The sequence below is a fragment of the Streptomyces sp. M-16 genome, assembly GCF_052114405.1.
Lineage (GTDB): Bacteria > Actinomycetota > Actinomycetes > Streptomycetales > Streptomycetaceae > Streptomyces.
This window is the reverse complement of the sequence record NZ_JBFRER010000009.1, coordinates 1-21,263: the sequence shown is the minus strand read 5'-3', so window position 1 is coordinate 21,263 and position 21,263 is coordinate 1. Positions and strand designations below refer to the sequence as shown.

At 75.3% G+C, this 21,263-nt stretch carries 17 protein-coding genes and 1 pseudogene; 11 read left to right on the top strand and 7 right to left on the bottom strand.

The features are described from left to right. Window positions 1-36: 36 nt before the first annotated feature. The 5 genes from AB4039_RS06865 to AB4039_RS06845 all read left to right on the top strand — a co-directional run bounded on the left by AB4039_RS06865 (window position 37) and on the right by AB4039_RS06845 (window position 5,254). Window positions 37-1,065 (top strand): cation diffusion facilitator family transporter, encoded by a 1,029-nt coding sequence (locus AB4039_RS06865; RefSeq protein WP_266837068.1) that lies wholly within the window; start codon window positions 37-39, stop codon window positions 1,063-1,065. Window positions 1,066-1,094: 29 nt separating this feature from the next. Then, window positions 1,095-1,577 (top strand): NUDIX domain-containing protein, encoded by a 483-nt coding sequence (locus tag AB4039_RS06860; protein WP_442270271.1) that lies wholly within the window; start codon window positions 1,095-1,097, stop codon window positions 1,575-1,577. A 48-nt stretch (window positions 1,578-1,625) separates the two neighbouring features. Then, window positions 1,626-2,882: a Tm-1-like ATP-binding domain-containing protein gene (locus tag AB4039_RS06855; protein ID WP_266837071.1), complete on the top strand. Its 1,257-nt coding sequence runs from the start codon at window positions 1,626-1,628 to the stop codon at window positions 2,880-2,882. A gap of 141 nt (window positions 2,883-3,023) precedes the next feature. Further along, a complete protein-coding gene (locus AB4039_RS06850) occupies window positions 3,024-4,649 on the top strand; it encodes a serine/threonine-protein kinase (protein ID WP_442270270.1) in 1,626 nt (541 codons plus the stop codon). Beyond that, window positions 4,646-5,254, top strand: a complete 609-nt coding sequence (locus tag AB4039_RS06845; protein WP_266837075.1) for a hypothetical protein — start codon at window positions 4,646-4,648, stop codon at window positions 5,252-5,254. Before AB4039_RS06850 ends, AB4039_RS06845 begins: the two co-directional genes overlap by 4 nt. Before the next feature lie 375 nt (window positions 5,255-5,629). Here AB4039_RS06845 and AB4039_RS06840 read toward each other — a convergent pair whose 3' ends face one another. Then, entirely contained in the window at window positions 5,630-6,919 is a 1,290-nt protein-coding gene (locus AB4039_RS06840; protein ID WP_266837077.1) for an ATP-binding protein, read from the bottom strand. Window positions 6,920-7,163: 244 nt separating this feature from the next. Here AB4039_RS06840 and AB4039_RS06835 point away from each other — a divergent pair, with 244 nt between their 5' ends. Next, on the top strand, window positions 7,164-7,934 hold the full coding sequence (locus tag AB4039_RS06835) for a serine protease (protein WP_266837079.1): 771 nt from the start codon (window positions 7,164-7,166) through the stop codon (window positions 7,932-7,934). Between the two features lie 4 nt (window positions 7,935-7,938). Here the strand turns inward: AB4039_RS06835 and AB4039_RS06830 are convergent, their stop codons facing one another. From AB4039_RS06830 to AB4039_RS06810, 5 genes are all read right to left on the bottom strand, one after another. Next, a complete protein-coding gene (locus AB4039_RS06830; protein WP_266837081.1) occupies window positions 7,939-8,427 on the bottom strand; it encodes an NUDIX hydrolase in 489 nt (162 codons plus the stop codon). Between the two features lie 37 nt (window positions 8,428-8,464). Next, window positions 8,465-10,114: an apolipoprotein N-acyltransferase gene (gene lnt, locus AB4039_RS06825; RefSeq protein WP_266837083.1), complete on the bottom strand. Its 1,650-nt coding sequence runs from the start codon at window positions 10,112-10,114 to the stop codon at window positions 8,465-8,467. A 122-nt stretch (window positions 10,115-10,236) separates the two neighbouring features. Then, window positions 10,237-10,752 (bottom strand): hypothetical protein, encoded by a 516-nt coding sequence (locus AB4039_RS06820; protein WP_266837085.1) that lies wholly within the window; start codon window positions 10,750-10,752, stop codon window positions 10,237-10,239. Window positions 10,753-11,073: 321 nt separating this feature from the next. Further along, window positions 11,074-12,390, bottom strand: a complete 1,317-nt coding sequence (locus tag AB4039_RS06815) for a hypothetical protein (RefSeq protein ID WP_442270269.1) — start codon at window positions 12,388-12,390, stop codon at window positions 11,074-11,076. 63 nt (window positions 12,391-12,453) lie between these two features. After that, window positions 12,454-13,254 (bottom strand): aspartate/glutamate racemase family protein, encoded by an 801-nt coding sequence (locus AB4039_RS06810; protein WP_266837089.1) that lies wholly within the window; start codon window positions 13,252-13,254, stop codon window positions 12,454-12,456. 609 nt (window positions 13,255-13,863) lie between these two features. Here AB4039_RS06810 and AB4039_RS06805 point away from each other — a divergent pair. The 5 genes from AB4039_RS06805 to AB4039_RS06785 all read left to right on the top strand — a co-directional run bounded on the left by AB4039_RS06805 (window position 13,864) and on the right by AB4039_RS06785 (window position 20,324). After that, window positions 13,864-15,117 carry a glycosyltransferase gene (locus AB4039_RS06805; RefSeq protein ID WP_442270268.1) on the top strand — a complete coding sequence of 418 codons (1,254 nt, stop codon included), beginning with the start codon at window positions 13,864-13,866 and terminating at the stop codon, window positions 15,115-15,117. 271 nt (window positions 15,118-15,388) lie between these two features. Then, window positions 15,389-15,922, top strand: coding sequence for a DUF6643 family protein (locus AB4039_RS06800; RefSeq protein ID WP_266837093.1), 534 nt, complete (start codon window positions 15,389-15,391; stop codon window positions 15,920-15,922). A gap of 73 nt (window positions 15,923-15,995) precedes the next feature. Next, window positions 15,996-16,823 carry an MOSC domain-containing protein gene (locus AB4039_RS06795; protein ID WP_442270267.1) on the top strand — a complete coding sequence of 276 codons (828 nt, stop codon included), beginning with the start codon at window positions 15,996-15,998 and terminating at the stop codon, window positions 16,821-16,823. A gap of 285 nt (window positions 16,824-17,108) precedes the next feature. After that, a complete protein-coding gene (locus AB4039_RS06790; RefSeq protein WP_266837097.1) occupies window positions 17,109-17,720 on the top strand; it encodes an Rv1733c family protein in 612 nt (203 codons plus the stop codon). 144 nt (window positions 17,721-17,864) lie between these two features. Next, on the top strand, window positions 17,865-20,324 hold the full coding sequence (locus AB4039_RS06785) for a right-handed parallel beta-helix repeat-containing protein (protein WP_442270266.1): 2,460 nt from the start codon (window positions 17,865-17,867) through the stop codon (window positions 20,322-20,324). Here the strand turns inward: AB4039_RS06785 and AB4039_RS06780 are convergent. Continuing rightward, window positions 20,275-21,263 (bottom strand): annotated as a pseudogene (locus AB4039_RS06780) (hypothetical protein); the annotation flags it as partial. The gene AB4039_RS06785 and the pseudogene AB4039_RS06780 sit on opposite strands and share 50 nt — an antisense overlap.

Genomic DNA, 21,263 nt, shown 5'->3' with positions numbered 1-21,263 from the left:
ACTTCACGCGTCGGAACCGAACCAACGGGGGACGCCATGACCGGGCACGACCACGCGCACGACCACGACCGGGAGCCCGACCACGGCCACGGCCACTCCGGGCACAGCCACGGGGTCGACCCGGACGCGGACCGCCGCTGGCTGGCGATCGCGCTCGCGCTGATCGGCGGGTTCATGGCCGTCGAGGTGGTCGTCGGCGTGATGGCCCAGTCCCTGGCCCTGATCTCGGACGCGGCACACATGCTGACCGACGCCGTCTCGATCGTCCTCGCGCTGATCGCGATGCGGCTGGCGGCGCGCCCGGCGCGCGGCGGTTTCACGTTCGGCCTCAAGCGGGCCGAGATCCTCTCCGCCCAGGCCAACGGGCTGACCCTGTTGCTGCTGGCGGCCTGGCTGGCCTACGAGGCGGTACGGCGGCTGATCGACCCGCCGCAGGTGGAGGGCGGTCTGGTGCTGGTCACGGCGCTGGCCGGCATCGTCGTCAACGTCGGGGCGGCCTGGTGCATCTCGCGGGCGAACCGGTCCTCGCTGGCCGTGGAGGGCGCCTACCAGCACATCCTGAACGACCTGTTCGCCTTCATCGGGACGGCCGTGGCCGGCCTGATCGTGCTCACGACCGGTTTCGTGCAGGCGGACGCGATCGCCACGCTCGTGGTGGTGGTGCTGATGGTGAAGGCGGGCTACGGGCTGGTGCGCGAGTCGGGGCGGATCTTCCTGGAGGCGGCCCCGGCGCACCTGGACCCGGACGCGGTCGGCGACCGTCTCGTCGGACACCCGCCGGTGACGGAGGTGCACGACCTGCACATCTGGACGATCACCTCGGGGCAGGCCGCGCTCTCCGCGCACGTGCTGGTGTATCCGGAAGGCGACTGCCACGCGGTGCGCCGGGAGCTGGAACGGCTGCTGGAGAAGGAGTACGGGATCACTCACACCACGCTCCAGGTGGACCACGTCCAGGAGGCTCTGCTGTCGGTCGGCCGGGCGGGCGAGGAGCCGGGCGGCGGTGACCCGCACTGCGCGGACGCGCACGGCCCGGTCCACCGGGAGGGTCCGCACGCGCACTGAAGGCCGGCCGGCGGGGCATACATGAAGCCATGACGGAGCCGAAGAGGCACAAGCGCAGCGCCGGCCTGCTGTTGTTCCGCCGCACCGGCGGCGGGGGCGTGGAGGTCCTCCTCGGCCACATGGGCGGCCCCCTGTGGGCGGGGCGGGACGCCGGCGGCTGGGCGATCCCCAAGGGCGAGTACGGGCCGGACGAGGCGCCCCGGGACGCGGCCCGCCGGGAGTTCACGGAGGAGCTCGGGCTGGCGCYGCCGGAAGGCGACTACCTGCCGCTCGGCGAGGTGCGGCTGACCAGCGGGAAGCTGGTGACCATCTGGGCGGTCGAGGCGGACCTCGATCCTGCGCTGACGGTGCCCGGGACGTTCACGATGGAGTGGCCTCCGCACTCCGGGCGGGAGCAGGAGTTCCCGGAGCTGGACCGGGTGGCCTGGTTCTCCCCGCCGATGGCGCGGAACAAGCTGATGGTTCCTCAAATCCCTTTCCTGGAGCGCCTTTTGGTGCTACTGGAGGGTTGACTCGACCTTTACTTGCCAACAAACCCCACCTGCGTGGACATTGCACATATGACGAGCGTCGTGCTGGTGGGAACCCTGGACACCAAGGGTGTCGAGTACGGCTGGCTGCGCGAGAGGCTGCTGCGCGCCGGCGTCGAGGTGGTACTGGTCGACACGGGGATCATGGGAGAGCCCCGGGTGGACGCGGACGTGCCGCGCGAAGAGGTGGCCCGGGCGGCGGGCGCGGACCTGTCCGACCTGCGGGCCGCCGCCGACCGGGGCTCGGCCGTGACCACGATGGCCCGGGGCGCCGAGGTGGCCCTCCTGCGCCTGCACGCCGAGGGGCGGCTGCACGGGGTGCTCGCGATCGGGGGCAGCGGGGGCACCTCGATCGCGACGCGCGCCATGCGGGCGCTGCCGCTCGGCGTGCCGAAGGTGATGGTCTCCTCGATGGCGTCCGGGGACGTGGCCCCGTACGTCGGGTCCGCGGACATCACCATGATGTACAGCGTCGTGGACATCGCCGGGATCAACAGCATCTCGGCGCCGGTGCTGGCGAACGCCGTGGAGGCGGTCGCCGGGATGTCCAGGGCGTTCCAGCACGCCTCCTTGGAGCTGCGCCGCCCGGCCCGGCTGGGGGCGGGTGCCCGGCCGCTGGTCGCGGCGAGCATGGCGGGGGTGACGACGACCGGTGTGGACGCGGCCCGGGAACGGCTGACCGAACTCGGCTACGAGGTACTGGTCTTCCACTCCAGCGGTACGGGCGGGCGGACCCTGGAGACCCTGGCCGGGCAGGGGATCTTCGCGGGGGTGCTGGACCTGACCCTCAGCGAGCTCGCCGACGACCTGTGCGGCGGCATCCTCACGGCGGGGCCCGACCGGCTCAGCGCGGCCGGGCGGGCGGGGATCCCGCAGGTGGTGAGCCTGGGCGCGCTGGACATGGTGAAGTTCGGGCCGCTGGAGACCCTGCCCGAACGGGCCCGCTACCGGAGGATCCGCGTCCACAACCCCTCGGTCACGGTGATCCGTACGACCGAGTCCGAATGCGCGGAGCTGGGCCGCCGGGTCGCGGCGAAACTGCGCGCGTCGACGGGGCCGACGGCGGTCTGCCTGCCCCTGCGCGGGCTCTCCACGCTCGGCGCGCCGGGCGGCCCGTACCACGACCCCCGTGCGGACGGGGCCCTGTTCTCGACGCTGCGCGAGGGCCTGCGCGGGAGCGCCGCCCGCCTCTACGACTACGACACCCACATCAACGACCCGGCCTTCGGACGGGCCGCCGCCGACCGGTTGCACACCATGATCGGCGCGGTCTCGGCCGCCGCCTGATCCCCGCCGGGTGTCCGGGTCCTGGACACGCGGCGGGGTTGGGAACCGGCCGTGGCGGAAACCGTGTCCTGGAGGGTGCCGGTCGGGGGACGACCGGCCGGCCCCCTCGGAGGCCGGCGACGCCACGGACGGGGGCGGACGATGGACAACGGCTGGACGGTGCCCGGCTACAGCGAGGTCCGCGAGCTCGGTGCGGGCGCCAGCGGCCGGGTGGTGCTCGCGGTGCACGCGGCCACCGGTACGGCGGTCGCGGTGAAGTACCTGTCGGAGCGGCTGCGCCGGGACCCGGCCTTCGTCCGGGAGTTCCGGGCGGAGGCACGGCTGCTCGGCGGTCTCGGCTCCCCCTACGTGGTGGGCCTCTACGAGTACGTGGAGGCGCCCGACGGCGCCGCGATCGTGATGGAGCTGGTCGACGGGATCTCCCTGCGCGCGGTCCTCAGGGAGTCCGGGCGGGCGGAGCCGGAGGCGGCCCTGGTCGTGCTGAAGGGCTCCCTCCTGGGGCTGGCCGCGGCCCACCGGGCGGGCGTCGTCCACCGGGACTACAAGCCGGAGAACGTGCTGGTCGCTGCGGACGGTTCCTCGAAACTGGTCGACTTCGGGATCGCGACGGGCCGCGGCACCACCCCGGGCGTCGCCGGCACCCCCGCCTACATGGCGCCCGAACAGTGGCAGGGCGAACCCGCCTCGCCGACCGCCGACGTGTACGCGGCCACCGCGACCTTCTTCGAGTTCCTGACCGGGCGCAAGCCGTACGACGGCACGAACCTCGCGGAGCTCGCCGTCCAGCACGTCGAGGCGCCGGTGCCGGAGACGGAGGCCCCGGAACCGGTGCGTCCGCTGATCCGGCGCGGCCTGGCCAAACGGCCGGACCAGCGGCCGGAGAACGCCGAGGCCTTCGTCGCGGAGCTGGAGGAGCTGGCGCTGACCGCGTACGGGCCGGGCTGGGAGGAGCGCGGGCAGCGCAAGCTCGCCGCGCTGGCCGCCCTGCTGCCGCTGCTGTTCCCCTCGGCGGGCGCCGCCGCGGCGGGCACCACCGCGGTGGCCACGACCTCGATCGGGCAGGGCGCCGGCTGGGCCCCGGGGCGCGCCGGCTGGTTCGCGGCCGGGCTGGCCCTGGTCCTGGGGGCCGCGCTGGTGCTGACCACCGACGCCGTCGGCGCCGCACCGTCCGGGGCGTCCGCACTGAGCGCTTTCGCCACCACGAGCGCGGCCCCGCCGGGCTCCACGCCGCCCGCCCCGGGTCCGTCCGCGTCCCCGTCGGGCTCCGTCCCCGCCTCCCCCGGCGACTCCCCGGGCCCCTCGGCCCCGCCGAGCCCTTCGTGGTCCCCGACGCCGACGGCCTCCCCCTCGACGAGCCCGAGCCCCACGCCGACCCCGACGGGGAAGCCGACCGTGTCCTGGTCCCCGACGCCCACGCCGACGCCGACCCCCACCCTGCGGGTGACCGCCGTGGACGTCTCCCTCAAGACGGGTGTCTACCGGGGCGACGCCGCCGTCTCCGTGACCGCCGCGGGGAGGGGGGCCGTCAAGGTGGTCCTGCAGTGGTACCTGGGCTCCGCCCAGGGCGCCTTCACGGTGCCCGACGGCACCGACTCCTTCTTCGTCAAGGCCGGCTCCCCGACCCAGGTGGTCCGCTCCCACACCTTCCCGCGCGGGTACGGCTGCTACGGCGGCGTCCGCGTCATCACCGAGCCGGCCGCCGGGAGCGGTCCGGCGTACGACTCGAAGCCGCTGGTGCGCTGCCAGGACCAGGAGCCCCCACGATGAGCGGTCCCCGCGCCCCGCACGGCGACGACGACTACAGCGCCACCGTCCTCGGCAGCCACTGGTTCACCGGGCCGCCGTCGCCCGAGGACGCGGCCCCCGACCGGGTCGAGGGTTCCGTGCTGCGCTTCGGGCCGGGTGTGACGGCGGCGATGCCGGCGCCGTTCCCGCTGCGGCCCGCGGCGCCCGCGCCGGTCCGGCGCCGGGGCCGGGGCCGGGGCTGGCGGCGGTACGCCCTCGCCGCCGTGGTGCTCGCGCTGGTGCTGGCGTATCTGGGCTGGCAGCGGTTCGGGCCCGCCGTCGTCGTCCGGGACGTGGCGGTCACCACCGACCCGGCGGGTCCCGGCTGCGACCGGGCCGCCGACGTGGTGGCCGTCGTGCACACTGACGGGCGGCCCGGGACCCTCACCTACCGCTGGGTCCGCAGCGACGGCACGCGCTCGGAGGAGCTGACGGAGCGGGTGCCGCGCGGGCACGAGGAGGCCACGCTGCACCTGCTGTGGACCTTCCGGGGCACCGGGCGTTACGCGGCGCGGGCGGAACTCCAGCTGGTCTCGCCCGTCGAGCGCTCCGCCGCGGTGGACTTCACATACAGCTGCCGCCCGTAGCGGGCGGCCGGAAGGCACCGGCCGGAAGGCACCGGCCGGAACGCCGGGGCCGGGTGGCCGGGTGGAGCGGCCCGGGAGCCGTCCTTCCGGCCGGGTCGCACCTGGCCGTCCGGCCGAAGCCGGGGACGGGGGCCCGCTGGTTGACTCGGGGGGTGGGCGAGGGCTTACAGGACGCCCTCGGGCACCCCTGCGTGTCGCGTTCCAGCCGGCGAACACCCCAACCGGAACGCGGCCGTCCCGCACGGATGCCCAGTCCGCGCGGGAGGCCCGCAGCCGCTTTGGGGAGGGGCTGCGGGCCGTTTCGCGTACCGGGCGGGGTGTCGGTCGCCCCGGTTCCACGGATGGCCGTCCCCCGCCGCAACCGGGGGACGGAGTTCAGAAGCGGGCGTGGGCGGCGATGTCCGCCTGGAACTCGCCCGTCATCGCCGGGGTGACCGTCGGGCGGCACTGCGCGACCGCCGCCAGGTAGTCCGCCGTCGTCGCCCCGGGCGGGGCGGCCCCCAGACCCCGCGCCACCGCCGCCTCCAGGTCCCGTTCGAAGGACACCTGCGCCGCGATCCGGGCCGCGTGCTCGATGTCGGCGGGGGTGAACAGCTCGCTGGCCTCCACCAGCGCCGCCACGTCCACCCCCGCGCGGCCCGCCGTGTACCGCGACCAGATCGCGGCGCGCGCCCCGGCGTCGGGGGTGCCGATCGGGATCAGGTAGTCGAAGCGGCCCGGCCGCAGGAAGGCCGGGTCGAGGGAGCGGATGGAGTTGGTGGCGCAGACCAGCAGCCGCTCGTCGCCCTCCCGGAAGCCGGGTATCAGCTTGAGCAGTTCGTTGGTCACCCCGTGGATCCCGCCCGGCTGCGCGGGCTCGGTGCGCACGGGGGCGATCTCCTCGACCTCGTCGATGAAGACGAGCACCCGCTCCAGCTCGGCGATCCGCGCGAAGGCGTCGCGCAGCGCGGCCGACAGGTTGCCCTCGTCGGCGAGGCGCGAGGGCAGCAGTTCCACGAAGGGCCAGCCCAGGCGCGAGGCGATGGCGCGGGCGAAGGTGGTCTTCCCGGTGCCGGGCGGCCCGAAGAGGGTGATGGCCCGCGGGGCCCGCACCCCGTGCGAGGCGGCCCGTTCCGGCTCGGCGAGCGGCAGCACCACGCGCCGCTCGATGAGGTCCTTCTCCTTCTCCATGCCGGCGACCCGGTCCCACAGGTCGCTCTGGAGGAACCGGCCGCCGAGGTCGTCGAGCAGGCCGGCGGCCGGTCCGTGCAGCGGCTCGGTCTTCTCGAAGTAGGCGACCGCGGGCTGGCGGGTGTAGCCCGCGTTCAGCAGGCCCTCGCCGAGCAGGTCCTCCTCGGGCAGGACGTAGGCGATCCGGCCGACGCGGGCTGCGATCAGCCGCCGCTCCAGCTCGACCAGCAGGGCGCTGGCCAGGCCCCGGCCGCGCCAGCCGGAGGCGATCGCGATGCGCATCACCCAGGCGCGCTCTCCGGTCACGCAGGCGAGGGCCGCGCCGATCGGGACGCCCTGGTGGACGGCGACCACGCAGGGCTGCCGGTCGGTGAGCGCGCTGATGCACTCGGCGAGGGAGAAGACGGACTCCTGGCCGAGTTCCGCCGTGGTGTCGATCAGGTGGACCACCGCTGCGAGATCGCTCTCGCGGTAGTCGTGGATGAGCCAGTTCACCGGGTACCGCCCCTCGTTCGTGCTCCTGCGGCGAGGCTAGGGGCGGGCGGGCCCGGCGATCACGCTCCGCGGTGCACAACAGCGGGTCCGGAAACCCACCGCGGCGTCCATAGACTCGGCGGACTCGGCGGTGGCCGGATCCCGCGGCGCTCCCCCGCCGGGATTCACAGCGGATTCGTGATTCACAGCGGATTCATACGGAGCACCGGGCTCCGGACACAGTTTCCCCGGGGAGGCTCGGTGCATGATCCAACGCATCCTCCTCCGACAGGCCGGCCGTCCCCGCGCCCGGCGGGCGTCCCGGATCCTGCTCGCGGTGACCGCGATGGCCGCCCTGCTGAGCGTGGACATGCCGAACGCTGCGGCCGTTCCCCCGCTCGGCGTGACCGGTACGGCCCTGCCCGACGCGACGGTGGCCCGGGTGGGCGCGCTGTTCGCGGGTGCCCTCGACGGCGGGCACTTCTGCACCGCCGCCGTGGTGCACAGCGCCGACCGCGACGTGATCGCCACGGCCGCGCACTGCCTCGACCACCCGGACACCACCGTGTTCGCCCCGGGCTACCGGGACGGGAAGGCCCCGTACGGGGTGTGGAGGCTGACCGGTGTGAACGTGGCCGGGGACTGGACGGACGGCAAGGACCCCGACGACGACATCGCCTTCGCGACCGTCGCGCCGTTGGACGGGGCGCAGATCGAGGACGTCGTCGGCGGATTCCCCGTCGTCACCGAGCAGCCCGACGACGTGACGGTGACGATCCTCGGATACCCCAGCACGCTGGACGCCCCGCTGCGCTGCTCCAACGCCACGAGCCTGTTCTCCGAGACCCAGCGGCGCATCGACTGCCCCGATCTGAGCGGCGGCACCAGCGGCAGCCCCTGGCTGGTGGACGGCGCGCTGGCGGGTGTCCTGGGCGGCTACGAGGGGGGCGGCACGGTCCCGGAGGTCTCCTACAGCGCGGTGATGGGCGACCAGGCCCTGGAGCTCTACCGCGAGGCGGCCGTCCCGGCGGGCTGAGCCGCTACCGCTCCGCGGGGCCGGCGGGAGCCTCGAACCAGGTGGGCTCGTCACGCTGTGCGCGGCGTACCCGGTCCAGCGCGAAGGGCTCCAGCGGCGGCAGCTCCTCCGGGTCGAACCAGGCGACCTCCAACAGCTCCCCGTCGGCGGCGCGGGCCTCGCCGCCGGTCGCGCGGCAGCGGAAGGTGATGTCCTGGAACTGGCAGACGTCGCCGTTCGGGTAGGTGATCGGATCGAGCATCTGGACGAGCACGACCCGTTCCGGCACGCACCGCACGGCGGTCTCCTCGTACACCTCGCGCACCGCCGTGTCGGCGGGCTGCTCCCCCGGCTCGGCTATCCCGCCGACGACGGACCAGCGGCCGGTGTCGGCGCGGCGGCCGAGCAGCACCCGGCCGCGGTCGTCGAAGACGACTGCGGTCACCCCGGGCAGCAGGAGCAGCAGCTGCCCGGCGCCCGCCCGGATCGCGCGGATGAATTCGGGAGTGGTCATGCCCCGACCTTACGAGGCCGCTCGCCGGTCACCGTCGTCATGCGGCCTGGCGGGCGCGAATGCGGCGGAAGAGCACCGTCCCCAGGCCGGCCGCGGCGACCAGGACCAGCGCGTACTCCGGCAGCGGGCCCAGCCGGGTGGCCGGGGTCTGCGTGGAACGCAGCGGGATCTCGGCCACGAGCGCGTCGGCGGTGAACATCTTCGTCTGCGACACGATCGAGCCGTCGGGGCGGATGACGGCACTGACCCCGCTGGTGACGGGAACGAGGACGCTGCGGCTGTGCTCGACCGCGCGGATCCGGTCCATGGCGAGCTGCTGGTAGGTCATCTCGGTCCGGCCGAAGGTGGCGTTGTTGCTGGGAACGGCGATGACCTGGGCGCCGGCCTTGACGGTCGAGCGGACGGCGTCGTCGAAGGCGGCCTCGTAGCAGGTGACCATGCCGATCCCGCTGCCCCCCATGTCGAAGACGCCGGGCTCCTTGCCGGGGCCGAAGTCGCGGCGGACGCGGTCCACGTCGGAGCTGAAGAGCCGGACGAAGGAGCGCATCGGGATCCGCTCGCCGAAGGGCTGGATCTTGCGCTTGTCGTAGGTGGCGGTGGGGCCCTTGACCGGGTCCCACAGGATCATCGTGTTGCGCAGCGGGCCGGTTTCGGGGGCCAGTACGGAGCCGATCGCGACGGGTACGCCGATGGCCTTCACCGCCCGGTCGATCACGGCGTAGGCGTCGGGCTGGGTGAAGGGGTCGATGTCGGAGGAGTTCTCCGGCCACACCACGAAGTCGGGCTTGGCGACCCGGCCGGCCTTGACGTCCTCGGCGAGCTGGAGGGTGCGGTTCGCGTGGTTGTCCAGGACCTGGCGGCGCTGGGCGTTGAAGTCGAACCCGGCGCGGGGCACGTTGCCCTGGATGACGGCGGCCACGGCGGTGCCGTCCTCGGCGGCGTCGGAGACCAGCGGGCGGGCGGCGAGGGCCGCGCCGATCGGGGCGACGACGGCGACCGCGGCGAGCGCGGCGGTGGTCCGGCCCGGGTGGCGGCGGGTGATGCGGGCCGCCTCGTAGAGCCCGAATCCGCACAGCGCCACGCCGAAGGAGAGCAGCGGGGTCCCGCCGACGGCGGCGAGCGGGGTGAAGACCCCCTCGGCCTGGCCGAAGGCGAGCCGGCCCCAGGAGAAGCCGCCGAAGGGGGCACGGGCGCGCAGGGCCTCGGCCGCGACCCAGACGGCGGCCGCCCACAGCGGCCGGCCGGGGAGCTTGCCGACGAGGGCGATGCCGAGGCCGGCCAGGCCGATCAGCAGGGCTTCGAGGGTGACGAGGGCCAGCCAGGGCACGGGGCCGACGCCCTCGCTGGTCCAGACGAGCAGCGGCAGCAGGTAGCCGAGCCCGAAGAGGAAGCCGAGCCCGAAGCCCGCCCGGGCGCGGCGGCCGTGCAGGCAGCCGGCCAGCAGGGCGAGGGCGAAGGGGGCCAGCCACCACAGGGGGCGGGGCGGGAAGCTGAGGTAGAGCAGCACTCCGGCGACGGCGGCGAGGGCGGCCCGCAGCAGCCGGCCCGCCTTCCGCTTCCCCGGGCCGGCGGCGGCCGCGGCCTCGGCTGCGGCCGTGGCTGCGGCCGTGGTCTCGGTACCCGCTTCGGCTCGTCCGGCGGGCTGCGAGGGCCCGCTCCCGGCGGCGCTGGTGACACTGCTGCTCATCTGGCGGAGTGTACGTCCCCGTGTCCCAAGGGTCGGTAAGGAGACACCGCACACCACACACCGGGCGCGGTGCGGCAGGGGCRGACGGGTGGCGAAGCGGGTGGGGTGGCCTGGCCGGCGGGCTAGCCGGCGAGCGCGCGCAGGTGCGTGCGGATGACGCGGACGGCGTTCTCGGCGTCATCGACGGTGACCGTGAAGAGCTTGCCGTCGCCGAGCCGGAGCTCGACGCCCTCGCCGCGCCGGACGATGATCGCGGTGCCCTTGTCCGGTCGCCAGCGGTAGCCCCAGCCTCCCCACTGCTGTGGGGTGATGCTGGGCAGGAACTCGGCGGCGACGACGTCGGAGAGCCGGATCGTGCGGCGCGGCAGTCCCATGTGGCCGCAGCGCACGTCGAGGCGTTCGGAGTCGACGGTGACGGCCACGTGCACGAACGCGAGGGTGCCGTAGAGGATCAGCATCCCGGCCGCGAGGCAGCCGATCACCGACATGAGCAGCGGCACCGTGCCGGAGGTCCAGGCGTTGTCGACGGCGAGCTCGATGCCGAGCGCGAGACACGCCGCGCCGGCCGCGGCGAGCAGCCACTGGACGCGGTTGGAGGCCCGTCCCGTCCACAGCGGACCCGGGGGGTGAACCGTCATGTCCAGCAGCGTACCCACGTTCCGCCGGAGCACCACCGGCCCTGCGCCACTCGGCGCAGCGGGCGCGGAGGGCGGTGGACCGGGGGTGGCCGTGGTCCGGCGGGCGGCTCGGGCCGCGCGCCGCCACGAGCGGGGTCCCCCTGTGCCCGGTACCCCGCCTGTGGTGGGGTGGTGCGATGGATCAGGGCCGAAGGCGGGGGCGATGGGACGACGGGGCGCGGACGCGGCACCGGCGACCGGACCACGACCCGGGACCGGACCGGGGGTGGCCTGACGAGGGGGCCGGATCCGGCCGTCCCCGCTGCGGGCCGCGTGCCGGGGTCAGCCGCAGCCGCACCCTCCGCAGCCGCCGCCACAGCCGCCCCCGCACCCGCTTCCCCCGCAGCCTCCGCCGTCGCCTCCGCAGCCGCCGGTGGCCGCGGCGCCCATGCCGGTGCCGGCCGCCGTGCCCCGGGTGGTCCGCCTGCTCCACGGGGGCGGGTCGTACGTACGGGTCCGCTCCCGTTCCCGACGCCGCTCCAGGGTCTTCTCGTAGGAGACGCCGGCCGGGATCCACCGGTCGAGCCCGTGCCGTCGGCGCGGCAGCAGGGCGGCCGCCGTGACGGAGGCGTAGATGCCGGCTCCGCCGTGGACCGCGTACTCCAGGACCACCTCGGCGCCGTCGTACGGGGCCCCGTACAGGACGGCCTCGAAGGGCTCGGCGCGGGCGTCTATGTCGTGCAGTCCGCGCGGGAGGGATCCCTCCGCCCCGCGCGCGAGCAGCCGTACGGAGCCGAGCGTGTCCTCGCGGCGCGGCCGGTACGGGATCAGCGGCCGCCCGGCGATCGTGTCGGCGTCCGGGTAGAGCCACAAGTGCCCCGACGGGGCGGCCCGCACACCGACCCTCAGCACGGGCTGCGGTGCGTGGTGCAGACGCCGCGCGGCCAGGTCGGCGCTCCAGCCCGCGCCCAGCAGGGTGCTCCCGAGGACCAGCAGGGGCAGGGCGAAGCACTGCTGGCCGACGGCGTCGTAGGGGTGGGGGCCGCCGTGCGCGCCGAAGTCGCCCAGGATCCCGTCGAGGAGGATGCCCGCGCCGACGAGGCAGAGGAAGGCACCGCCCAGGAGGCGCCCGTTGCCGCGCCGGTCGTGCCCGGTCGGCAGCCGGGTGGGGACCGGGAAACGGGCCGGGCCGGCCGCGGCGCGGGCCAGCAGGGTCTGTCTGCGGCGGGCCCGCAGCCGCAGGGCCGCCCCGGTCAGCGCCCACAGTGAGAGCACGCAGACGAGGAACAGCCCGGTCCGGCCCGCGGTGTCGGCGGCGGGGCGTGCGGGAAGGGTGACGGCCGGCTCCACGGCGAGCAGCGTCGCGGACACGACGGTCGCCCCCGGCAGGTACCGGTACCAGAGCGGCAGCGCCGCGAGCAGCACCGCGTCGGGATAGGCCCGCCACGCCGTCCCGGCCGGTGGGCCGGGTGCGTCGTTCCAGAGGATCAGGGTGAGCGAGAGGGCGACGAGGAAGCCGAGGATCCGGCTTCCGGCGCCGGGGGCGAAGACGGCCGGGGCACGTGCCGCGCGCCAGCGCTCGGCTGCCTCGACTCCCCACGTAGCGATGTCAGTTGCCGGCGTCGCCCCGGTGGGCAGGTGCTTGGCGTAGGCGGTCACCGGCTCAGTATGGGAGCGCTCTGGCCGCGGCGGAACGGGGATGTGCGCCCGGCCGTCGCGGGGTCAGCCCGCGACGGGTGCGCCGTGTTCCCGCCCGGCGAGCAGTCGGCCCTCGGCGTAGCGCAGGGCCGCCGCCGACAGCACGGACGTCCTCCCGCTGTGCAGGACGGTCAGCCGGCCGGTGGGGGGCAGACCGGGTGCGGGCTCGACGCCGATGCGGCGCAGGGCCTGGACCGCGACCGCCTCGGCCGAACCGTGGTAGGTCAGCTCGGCGCCGCCGGTGCGCGCGGCGAGGGCGGCCCGGATGGTTTCCTCGACCAGCTCGTAGTGGGTGCAGCCGAGGACCACGTCGGTGACGTCGACCGGGGTGAGTGCCGCGGCGGCCTCGACCGTCCTGACGATGGCGGCCTCGTCGGCGGCCTCGACGGCGTCGGCGAGCCCGGGGCAGGGCACCTCGGTGACCCGGGCCCCGCCGGCGAAGTCACGGATCAGCCCGCGCTGGTACGGGCTGCCGGTGGTGGCGGGGGTGGCCCAGATCGCCACGCGCCCGCCGGCCACGGCGGCGGGCTTGATCGCCGGCACGGTTCCGATGACGGGGATGCCGGGCTCCAGGTCGGCCCGCAGGGTGTCCAGGGAGTGCACGGAGGCGGTGTTGCAGGCGACGATCAGCGCGGCCGGGCGCAGGGCCGCGGCGGCCCGGGCGACGCCGCGGGCGCGCTCGGTCAGGTCGGCGGGCGTGCGCGGGCCCCAGGGCATCCCGTCGGGATCCGAGGACAGCAGCAGGTCGGCGTCGGGCCGCAGCCGACGCGTGGCGGCGGCCGCAGCGAGGAGGCCGATTCCGGAGTCCATGAGGGCGATCTTCACCTGGTCACCTTAATCGACGCCGCGCCCCCGTCCGGGCCGCACACCCTCCGCCGGACGGGCGGCCCCGACGCCCCGAGGGTCACCGGGACGGCGCGGGAGCCCGACGGCGCGCAACGCCGAAGGCCCGCCGCCGCGGCCCGCACCGGGCCCTCCGGACACCCCCGGCCCGGTCGACGAGCGCACCCCGCAACACCGGGCACCGGCACCGGCACCGGCACCGGCACCGGCACCCCGAAGCGGACGGGGCCTGGACGGCCACCCGGGCGGACCCTGCTCCCGGGCCCAGGGGCGGCGAACCGAAGCGGGCCGGACCCAGGCGGACGGGACACGGCCGGACGAGCCACCGCCGGACGAGCCACGGCCGGACGGACCACGGGCGGACGGGACACGGCCGGACGGACCACGGGCGGTAGGCCCGGCCCGGCCGGACGGACCGTGGGGGCCAGGCCCGGCCCGGCCGGACGGACCGTGGGGGCCAGGCCCGGCCCGGCCGGGTCCCCGGCGCACGCCCCACTCCCCGCGCCCCGCCCCCGCGCCGCGCGCCCCGCGGAGGAGCGCCGTACCGGCGGGGTGCGCGACAGGTTCCGCGGGGTTCGGCAGACTGCGGACATGGGCCTCCTCATCGCCGCGTACGCCTCCCTCGCCGCCTGGCTCTGGCTCACCTTCGCCCAGGGCATGTTCTGGCGCACCGACGTCCGTCTCCCCCCGCGCTCCGCCCCCGCCCGCTGGCCCTCCGTCGCGATCATCGTCCCCGCGCGCGACGAGGCCGAGGTGCTCCCCCTCAGCCTTCCGTCCCTCCTCGCCCAGGACTATCCCGGCGAGGCCCGGATCGTCCTCGTCGACGACGGCAGCGGCGACGGCACCGCCGCCCTCGCCGCCCGTCTGGCCGACGGGCAGCCGGGCCTGCCCCTCACCGTGGTCTCGCCCGGAGACCCCCCGCCCGGGTGGACGGGCAAGCTGTGGGCCGTGCGCCACGGCATCGCCCACGTCCGCACCGAGCACACCCGCGCGCACGTCAACGGACACGGGCCGGGGCACGGGCCCGCGCAAGGCGCCCCGGAAGGCGGCGGCGAAGGCGGCCCGCACCGCCCCGGGCCGGAGTTCCTGCTCCTCACCGACGCCGACATCGCCCACGAGCCCGACAGTCTCCGCGAACTGGTCGCCGCCGCGACCTCCGCCGACCTCGACCTCGTCTCGCAGATGGCCCGCCTGCGCGTGGTGAACGTGTGGGAGCGGCTCGTCGTGCCGGCGTTCGTGTACTTCTTCGCCCAGCTGTACCCCTTCCGCCGGATCAACCGGCCCGGCGCCCGGACCTCCGCGGCCGCCGGCGGCTGCGTGCTGCTGCGCACGGAGGCGGCCGTCCGGGCCCGGATCCCCGACTCGATCCATCAGGCCGTCATCGACGACGTCGCCCTCGCCCGCGCGGTCCGCCGCGCCGGCGGCCGGATCTGGCTCGGCCTGGCGGAGCGGGTGGACAGCGTGCGCCCGTACTCCGGCCTCGGCGACCTGTGGCGGATGGTGTCGCGCAGTGCGTACGCCCAACTGCGCCACCGGCCCCTGCTGCTGGCCGGGACGGTGGCCGGGCTGGTCCTCGTCTACCTGGTGCCCCCGGTCGCCCTCGGCGCGGGGCTCGCCGCCGGGCGGCCCGCCGTGGCCTGGGCCGGGGGCCTGGCCTGGCTGCTGATGACCGGCACCTACCTGCCGATGCTGCGCCACTACCGCCAGTCGCCGCTGCTCGCCCCGCTGCTTCCGCTTACCGCGCTGCTGTACCTGCTGATGACCGTCGACTCGGCGGTCCTGCACTACCGGGGGCGCGGGGCCGCGTGGAAGGGGCGCACCTACGCCCGGCCCGGTGATGCCTGAATCGTCCGGGTTCCGGCCCGCGGGCCCGGTCCGCGCGCGGGCTGAGGGAACGTCATCCGAGGTCATCGCATTGTGACCGTGCGTCAGCACCAGATAGGTGCAACACCCAACCGGTGAGTACGAGTAGGAACAAGCCGGGGTGCAAGTGACGAATCGTGCAGGTGAACTTCAAGTGAAAGCTGAGGCCCTGACCTGCGAATATGCAGGTCAGGGCGGTGTTGACGACACCTCGCTATGGACCCGGTGAAGTCGTGGGCTTAACTTAGGTCCCATGACCTCCCCCCGCTCCACTTATGGCGGCGGTTACTACTCCGCGCCCTCCTTCAAAGACACCCCCATCTACGACTCCCTCGTAGCCGAACGCGGCACTCCGCAGATCGCCCCCATCCGCGTTCCGGCCGCCTACGAGTCGCCCAGTGCCGGCTATTCGAGCGGTGGGTACCTGCCGGCCCTCCCGTCCGCCCTTCCCGCCCTGCCGTCCGCGCCGTCCGCGCCGCAGCAGCAGGGGTCCCCGGGGTACGGGTACCAGTACCAGCAGCAGGCCGCACCCCAGCAGCAGATGCCGATGGCGATGCCGGTGCCGCTCCAGAACGCACCCGCGCCGTACATCCCGCAGCAGCAGCCGATGGCGGCCCGCGCGGGATACGTCCAGCAGCCCCAGCCGCAGCAGCAGCCGCGCCCGGCCGCCATGGGCACCGGCTACGAGGCCATGCGCCCGGCGGCCCCGCGTCCGGTGGCGGCCCCCGCGCAGGTCCCCTCGTACGAGGATCCGTACGGCCGCCAGTTCCAGGGGCGCGGCTACTGACCCGGCCCCACGCCGCCGGGCCCCGCGGAAAACGCGCTGGGGTTCCGGCACGGAGAGCTGGCAAAATGCACCCATGCCGAATCTGTACGTCCAGTCGCTCCACGTCCATCCCGTCAAGTCGGTAGCGGGGACTGCTCCCGACGAGGTGGCCGTAGAGCCCTGGGGCCTGTCCGGGGACCGCCGCTGGGCGGTGGTCGACACCGCGGGCACGGTCATCACCCAACGCCAGCAGGCGCGACTGGCCTTGGCCTCCGCCCGTCCACTGCCGGACGGGCGGATCGCGCTGTCCGGGCCCGGGATGGCGGAGCTGGTGGTGGACGTGCCGGAGCCGGGCCCGCTGGAGCCCGTCGTCCTGTTCGGCAAGAAGATCGACACCGTCGTCGCGGCGAGCACCGCCGCCGACTGGTTCAGCGCCTACCTCGGGCAGCCCGCGCGGCTGGTCCACCTCGACGATCCGGCTGTGCGCCGTCCCGTGGACCCCGACTACGCGCTCCCCGGCGAGACCGTCAGCCTGGCCGACGCCTATCCGCTGCTGCTGACCACGACCGCCTCGCTCGACGCCCTCAACGAGCTGATCGCAGGGGGCGGCCACGCGCAGGAGGGGCCCCTGCCCATGAACCGGTTCCGCCCGAACCTGGTGGTCGGCGGCCCGGCGGGGCCGTGGGCCGAGGACGGCTGGCGGCGGATCGCGATCGGTGACGCCGTCTTCCGCGGCGTGCGCGAGTGCGGGCGCTGCATCGTCACCACCACCGACCAGGAGACGGCGGAGCGCGGCCGGGAGCCGCTGAAGACGCTGGCCGTGCACCGGCGGATCGGGAAGTCCCTCGCCTTCGGAAGGCAGCTGGTCCCGGTGGTCCTGGGTACGGTGCGGGTGGGCGACGAGGTGCGCGTGCTGGAGTGATCCCGGACGGCCCCGCACAGCCCCGGAGCACCCGGCAAAGCCCCGCGCGCCGCTGACCACGGCGGGTGGAATGACACCTTCGAGGGGCTCCGGGTGCCCGATGGAACCAACGGGCGGGGCGGGGCCGTTGGAGCAGACAGGACGTGTGAACACCCACCGCGACCGTCCGTATCGGATCGGGTGACACGGGTCTCGCGCGTCCCGGAATGCGCGTCCGCCGGGCATGCGGAAGGCTTGGACGCGCAGACAGACGGATGGCTGGCGCAAGTAGGGGGAGCCGGGACCGTGCGGACAGCAATGGGTGTGTGGCGTTGGCGGCGCAATCCGCTGCGCAGGCCGACCGATCTCTTCGAGGCGTGGGTGGCGTTCGCCGCGCTCGTGTGCGTACTGCTGGTGGCTCCGGCCCTCGGCTGCGCGGCGGGCCTGAAGGTGGACGGCACGCTACAGCGGGCCGCGCGCGAACAGCGGCACGAGCGGTATCTGGTTCCGGCGGTGGTGGTCCGGCCGACGCCGGATCCCGTCGCCGGTTCGGCCACCGATCCGGGCGCGGGGCGTCAGGCCCCGGAGCGGACACGGATCGTGGCTTCCTGGACCGCGCCCGACGGCAGCAGCCACGAGGGCACGGTCCCGGCGGCGGAGGAACCGCCCCTGGCCGGCGACCGGTTCCGGATATGGACCGACATCCGGGGGCGGCTGGTGGGGCAGCCCCTCGACCCGTCCGCCGCCTCCTTCCACGCGGGTGTGGCCGGGCTGGCCGCCGCGCTGACCGCGGCCGCGCTGGCGGAGACGCTCCGGCGGCTGGTCGTACGCCGGCTCATGCATCGGCGGTACACCCGTCTGGACCGAGCGTGGGCCGCGGCCGGGCCCGACTGGGGCCGGGCGGGCGCGGGCAGCTGACCTGGCAACTCACCGGCCCCGCGCGCGCTACCGTGGAGCCGGAGTCCGGTCCGGCCGCTTCAGCCGCAGGGCACGGCTCCGGCAGCTCCGGCCGCTCCGGGAACTTCCGCAACACGAGTACGAGGGTGGGGGCACGACAGCGCGATGGCTCAGGGCACGGTCCAGGTGACGCACGGCGGGGCCTCGCGGTGGCGGCGGCGCTCCGGTGAGTATCCGACGCTGAGCGCCGCGCTCGCCGCCGCGGGCGACGGCGACGTCCTGTCCATCGCCCCCGGCACCTACCGGGAGAACCTGGTCCTGCGTCATGCCGTCACCCTGCGCGGGGCCGAGGGCGCCGTGGCCGGCTCGGTGCGGATCGCCCCGCTCGACGGGGTCGCGCTGACGGTGCGCGCCTCGGCGGTGGTCCAGGACCTCCACCTGGAGGGTGCGGACCGGGCGGCGCCCGCGCTGCTGGTCGAGGACGGCTGTCCGGAGCTGAGCGACCTGCGCGTGCACACCCGCTCCTCGGCCGGCATCGAGGTGCGCGGCGGGGCCCGGCCGCTGGTGCGCCGGTGCACGGTGGAGAATCCGGCCGGGGTCGGCATCTCCGTCCTGGACGGCGGCGGCGGGGTGTTCGAGGAGTGCGAGGTGGTGGCCGCCGGGCAAGCCGGCGTCTCGGTGCGCGGCGGGCACCCGCGCCTGGAGCGCTGCCGCATCCACCACGCCACGGGCGCGGGCATCGCCGTGACCGGGGAGGGCTCGGGCCTGGAGGCGCTGGGCTGCGAGGTGTACGAGATCAAGGGCAGCGGGGTGCAGATCGCGGCGCGCGCCGCGGCCCGCCTCACGGACTGCGCGGTGCACCGCACCTCCGCCGACGGGGTCACCCTCGACACCGACGCCGTGCTCACCCTCGCCGGCTGCGACATCCACGACATCCCGGAGAACGCGGTCGATCTGCGCTCCCGTTCGGTGCTGACCCTCAGCCGCAGCACGGTCCGCCGGTTCGGGCGCAACGGCCTGTCGGTGTGGGATCCCGGTACCCGGGTCGATGCCGAGTCCTGCGAGATCCACGACAGCACGGGTGACTACCCGGCGGTGTGGATCAGCGACGGGGCCACGGTCTCCCTGGACTCCTGCCGGGTGCACGACGTGCCGGACGCCCTGTTCGTACTGGACCGGGGTTCGCGCGTGGACGTCGTCGACAGCGACCTCTCGCAGGTCCGCAACACGGCCGTCTCCGTCAGCGACGGCGCCGACGCGCAGCTCGACGACTGCCGCATCCGGGACGCCGGCACCGGGGCGTGGTTCCGTGACCACGGCAGCGGCGGCACCCTCGCCAACTGCACCATCGAGAACGTGCAGTCCGGCGTGATCGTGACCAAGGGCGCCGATCCGGTGGTGGAGCGGTGCACCGTCGGTTCGGCCGCCGAGGCCGGTTTCTACGTGTCGGCGGGCGGTCGGGGCACGTTCACGGCCTGCCGGGTGAGCGGCAGTTCCGGTTTCGGCTTCCACGTCATCGACGGCTGCCGCACCACGCTGACCCGCTGCCACACCGAGCGCTGCGCACGCGGCGGGTACGAGTTCGCGGAGGACGGCCCGCTCGCCGAGGGGTGCACCGGCGACGAGTCCGGGGCGCGGCTCGGCGCGCGGGCGGCCGCGGGCGACGCGCTCGCCGGGGCGCAGCCGGGGATCCGTACGGCGTCGGCCGGGCCGGGTCGGGCGGAAGGGCCCGCCGAGGTGCCCGGGCAGCGGCCTGCGGACCCGGCGCATCCCGCGGCGGCCGACGCCGCCGCCGCGGGTGCGGGCCGCGGGTCGGGCGAGGTGCTGGGACAGCTGGACGCCCTGGTCGGTCTGGACAGCGTCAAACGCGAGGTCCGGACCCTCACCGACATGATCGAGGTCGGGCGGCGGCGGCAGCAGGCGGGCCTGAAGGCGGCCTCGGTGCGCCGGCACCTGGTCTTCACGGGCTCCCCCGGCACCGGCAAGACGACGGTGGCCCGGCTGTACGGGGAGATCCTGGCCTCCCTCGGGGTGCTGGAGCGGGGCCACCTGGTGGAGGTGTCCCGGGTGGACCTGGTCGGTGAGCACATCGGCTCGACGGCAATCCGTACGCAGGAGGCCTTCGACCGGGCGCGCGGCGGGGTGCTGTTCATCGACGAGGCGTACGCGCTCGCGCCGGAGGACTCGGGGCGGGACTTCGGGCGCGAGGCGATCGACACGCTGGTGAAGCTGATGGAGGACCACCGGGACGCCGTGGTGGTGATCGTCGCCGGGTACACGGAGGAGATGGAGCGCTTCCTGACCGTCAACCCGGGGGTGGCGTCGCGTTTCTCCCGCACCATCACCTTCGGCGACTACGGGCCCCGGGAGCTGCTGCGGATCGTGGAGCAGCAGGCGGAGGAGCACGAGTACCGGCTGGGTGAGGGCACGGGCGAGGCGCTGCTGGCGTACTTCACGGAGCTGCCCAAGGGTCCGGCGTTCGGCAACGGCCGCACCGCGCGCCAGACCTTCGAGTCGATGGTGGAACGGCACGCGGGGCGGGTGGCGCAGCTGGCCGAGCCGAGTACGGACGAGCTCACCCTGCTCTTCCCGGCGGATCTGCCGGCTCTGTCCGCACCGTGCTGATCCGCGGGCCGGGAACCTCCCGGCTGTCGTGTACGTCGGCACGCGCGGCGGCGTCCAGTCGCGCGAGGAGTGCGTCGCGTTCGGCGGTGAAGGCCGGATCGGCCTGGTAGTCGCCGTGGCCGAGGATCGGCGCGGGCAGCGGGTACCGGGGGCTGCGCCCGTAGGCGAGCGGGTCGCGCAGGGGGCCCCGGTCGACGGGTCCGCCGACGGCGGCGCCGGTCTCGACGGGCCCTCCTATGGGGTCGGTGGCCCGCCACAGGTTGCGCCAGCAGTCGAGGTCGCGGTGCAGGGCGGCCAGCCGGCCGGGGCCGAAGAAGTCGGGGAACCAGCGGCCGTAGAGCCGGGCCAGCGGTGATCCGTAGGTCAGCAGCCCGACGCGGCCGCGTACTTCGGGCGGCAGTTGCCAGACGGCGGCCGCCGCGAGCACGCTGCCCTGGGAGTGTCCGGAGATGACGAGGCGGCCCCCGGTGCGGGCGGTCCAGCCGGTCATCCGCCAGGTCAGGTCGGGGACGGCCCGCTCGGCGTAGCAGGGCGGGGCGAAGGGGTGGGCGGCGCGCGGCCAGAAGGTGCCGACGTCCCAGAGGATCCCGACGGTCCGGCGGGCGGCGGGGTCGCGGTAGGCGCGCCGGCCCCACGCGACGAAGGCGGCGACGCCGAGCCCTATCAGCCAGGACCCGGTGTCCTGGGCGGCGCGGGCGGCACCGGCCAGCAGCGGGTGGGCTCCCCGGGCGGCCTCGGCGGGGACCCGTCCGCTGATCCAGGCTCCGGCGAGGGCGACGGTGCCCAGCAGCAGGGTGATCCCGGAGACGGCCCCCACGAACCACGGCGCGGAGTCGGTGAGCGCGGCGGCCGCCCGCGCCCCGGCGATCCGGCGGCTGCGGTCGGGGTCGGCGGGCTCGCCCGGGTACTCGGCGGCGAGGCCCGCGGCCAGCCGGCGCC